This window comes from Sulfurovum sp. bin170, from assembly GCF_010892395.1.
Lineage (GTDB): Bacteria > Campylobacterota > Campylobacteria > Campylobacterales > Sulfurovaceae > UBA1140.
The window spans coordinates 1-2,767 of the sequence record NZ_JAACKB010000398.1; the positions used below are offsets into that span (position 1 = coordinate 1).

Annotated in this window: 2 protein-coding genes; both read right to left on the reverse strand. The window is 37.9% G+C overall.

The features are described 5' to 3' along the window. Positions 1–260: 260 nt before the first annotated feature. Positions 261–1,052: a ribonuclease Z gene (locus GSY74_RS09430; protein WP_164664851.1), complete on the reverse strand. Its 792-nt coding sequence runs from the start codon at positions 1,050–1,052 to the stop codon at positions 261–263. 410 nt (positions 1,053–1,462) lie between these two features. After that, positions 1,463–2,767: S8 family serine peptidase (locus tag GSY74_RS09435; RefSeq protein WP_164664852.1), on the reverse strand; the 1,305-nt coding region annotated here is incomplete at its 5' end.

Genomic DNA, 2,767 nt, shown 5'->3' on the forward strand with positions numbered 1-2,767 from the left:
CGGCGTGTTTACACCCGAACTATTTGGTTCAAAAAAAGCTTAATTCATTGGCATTGGGCTGAAGCCTCCGATTCCAAAGAGTTTTGCAAGATGTCTAATACTCTCCACGATTCAGTCACAAATTGTCACTATAATTTCCACATGAGAGAGATATTTTTTTTCCTTCCTATTTTTAGTATCTCCTCCTCATAATATCTTTAGTCGTTTCTACTTAATATTTCATTTGCCACTCGCCGATTAGGCAAAGTAGAAACTGATATTTAGCACTTAACAAGCTCTGACATAACCTCAAACTCATCAAAATCATTAGCTACATAAAGCCTAGATTTATAACTAAATGCTATCTCATCATAAAGTCCCTGCACATCTTTTTTGCTCTTGTATCTTGCACTCAAATGTGTAACAATCAGACTTTTTAAACCATATTTATCTGCCACCTCCCCCAAACGCTTGGCTGTTGTGTGCATTGAATTTTTTCTGTGTCTAACATAATGCTCCTCTTTGAATGTCACCTCATGAATTAGCAAATCTAAATCTTGCAGATACTCTTTTAATATCTCTGGCTCTTCGTTATCCCCTGCGATAATTATCTTTTTTCCCATAGATTCAACATAGAAACCATAACAAGGTATTCGGTGACGCATTGGTAAAACTTTTATCTTCATATCCCTAAGCTCTATCTCATCATCCTCCTCTATCTCAACTATCTTCAGACTATATTTGCCAAATATTTTTTTGGTAATCTCCAAACTATTATTGATAAACTCCTTCACACCCTTGGGAGCATAGAGTGTCAAATCACAACTCTCTCTGTACATATCTTTTCTAAAGAGAACCGATAAAACCCCAAAAAAATGGTCGGCGTGAAGATGAGTAATGAAGATGGAGTCAAGTTTCGACAAATCCCAACTGGACCTCTCCACCTGAAAAGTAGTCCCATCTCCACAGTCAAACATCGACCATCTATCCATTTTGGTTTTTAAACCTATCGAGGTTACATTTCTATCTCTAGTGGGAATACCTCCACTTGTTCCAAAAAATATTATTTTCATTTTTTTCCTTTTTTCAAATTCGCCTTAATTAGATTTATAGGAAGTATATATGAAAAATTCCATAAGAAGATAAATGACTTTTCTTGTTAGAAATGAGATTTTGAGAAAATTAAAATAACTTTTAAAGAAATTTCAACTATTTTAGTAGAATTTGTAGAATTTTTGAAAGTTTAGAAGAGATTTTTTGTCTAAAAAGAGTAAAATTAATTAAAATATCTTCAATCCAGTAGGTCGGACTGCCCTCTGTCCGACATAAATCACAACAATCAAAAAATTAATTGTTCAATAGATATTTATATGCAAATATTTTTTATTTTAGTCGGTATTTTATTTATGCCAATATGTGTCGGACAGAGGGCAGTCCGACCTACTCACACCAAAGCTTAAACCTTGGCATGAAAAATCATCGACTACTTTATCCGAGCCGAAATAACATTAGAGAAATCAGACACATCATTTGCTGTCGTCGCTCTCACTCTATAATAGAAAGTCCCACTAGACTCAACAATGTTCTCTTGTAACAGCGAACTATCGCTTCTTCCATATGCCGAGAAGTTAATTTGACCTCTTACTTTTGCATCACCTCTCTCAATATCGTAGCTACAAACTTCTCCTGAAGGGCAAGTATGAGACAATATTAAGTTTACCGTTGTTCCACTAAGAGTATGACTCAATACGGGTGCTACGAGTGTATCTGGTTCAGGCTCTGGTGGTGGTGTTGTTCCCAAAGTTTCAACTTTTACAGCAACTTCATTTGAGTAGTCTGTAGAGATAGTATCGTTAATAGCTTTGATGCGATATTTATAATCCCCTGTCTCTGCTACCGTATCAATATACTCTATGGTATCAGTTACAACTGTTGTCAATTCGACAAAATTGTATTTACCTCTGATTTTCTTAGCTCTCTCTATCACAAAGGCTGTCTCACTGTTTGAGTTGTCTGTCCAGTTTAGTGTCACCTTGTTTGTATCTACACCTGCTGTAAGATTGCTTGGTGCGACAATCACGCTTGTGTCAGGGTCAACTTGAATGGTGATAGCCGAAGAGGTGGTCTCAGCTCCCTGATTATCAGTTACTGTTAAAGTAGCAGAGTATGTACCTGCATCGGTATAGGTATGCAGAGGGTTCACATCACTAGCACTACTTCCATCACCAAAACTCCACTGATAGGAGACAATCGTTCCATCATCTGTTGAAGTAGAACCATCAAACAGCACTTCAAGTGGAGCGATACCACTAATCGGTGTGGCTGTTGCATTGGCAACTGGTGGTTCGTTTGGTGTGACAACATAGTTCATTGCTGAGATAATCGCTGCATTGGCATCAATTCGTCCATGTCCATAGCTATCATCATCCCCAGCCACACCCAAATCAACAGCTGTATTAAAGATAATATCCTCAACCTCTTGAGGTGTAAAGTTAGGGTTAACAGAGTAGATTAACGCCCCAAGTCCTGCTGTCATCGGTGAAGAGAATGAGGTTCCTGAGTAGTTTACATAACTACCATTGAGATAGGTTGTTCTGATAGACTCCCCAGGGGCGGTAATATCTACAAATGGACCATACTCTGAGAAGCTTGATTTCACATCAGATTGACTAGTCGCACCAACAACAACAAATGATGAGTAGTCAGGAAAAGTTGTCTCATCGTTGTATGTTCCACCATTTCCTGCTGACATAAAGAGCAGTCCACCCCTATCACGCAGATACTGTCC

Bases quoted from the DNA above. Each gene is read 5' to 3' on its own strand.
- GSY74_RS09430 (WP_164664851.1), bottom strand. From the start codon at position 1,052: ATGAAAATAATATTTTTTGGAACAAGTGGAGGTATTCCCACTAGAGAT.